1 protein-coding gene is annotated in these 681 nt (G+C 61.1%); it reads left to right on the forward strand.

Annotated features, from left to right (window positions below):
* Nucleotides 1-644, forward strand: a 644-nt coding sequence (locus KHO22_RS32370) for an integrase core domain-containing protein (protein ID WP_211951269.1), incomplete at its 5' end; no start/stop codon positions are given.
* Between the last annotated feature and the right edge of the window lie 37 nt (nt 645-681).

The raw sequence follows: 681 nt of genomic DNA on the forward strand, positions 1-681 counted from the left end.
TGGGCTGCAAGGGCCTGGGCGGGCCGAAGCTGGCGCCGACGCAGGTGGTGTTCGAGCGGTTGTTCCGCGCCTACGGGCTGCCGGACCGGATGCGCACGGACAATGGTGTGCCGTTCGCCTCCACTGGCTGCAGCGGGCTGTCGAAATTGTCGATTTGGTGGCTGAAGTTGGGGATTGTGCCGGAGCGAATCCAGCCGGGGCGCCCAGAGCAGAACGGACGGCATGAGCGCATGCATCGTACGCTCAAGCGCGCGACGGCGTTGCCGCCAGCGGCGACGCTGGCGGCGCAGCAACGGCGCATGAACGCGTTCCGGCGGTTCTACAACGAAGAACGGCCGCATGAAGCGTTGAACCAGTGCACGCCGCAGAGTTGCTACACGCCATCGAATCGGGAGTATCCGACCCGGCTACCGGAGTTGAGCTATCCAAGCTACATGGAGACGCACCGCGTGAGCACCAACGGATTGCTCAAACGCCGCCATGTAGTGATGTACGTCGGGCACCTGCTGCACGGAGAACTGGTTGGGCTTGAGGCGATCGACGAAGGTCTTTGGCATGTCCACTTCGGCCCCATGGTGATTGGAGGGATAGATGAACGACGCAACCACAAGGGCTATCTAAGTCTCAAAGTGTTACCCATGTGAGTGAACTTGTTTGTTACCCATGTGGTTGTTCCGTACA

This window comes from Cupriavidus yeoncheonensis (genome assembly GCF_905397275.1).
Classification (GTDB): domain Bacteria; phylum Pseudomonadota; class Gammaproteobacteria; order Burkholderiales; family Burkholderiaceae; genus Cupriavidus; species Cupriavidus yeoncheonensis.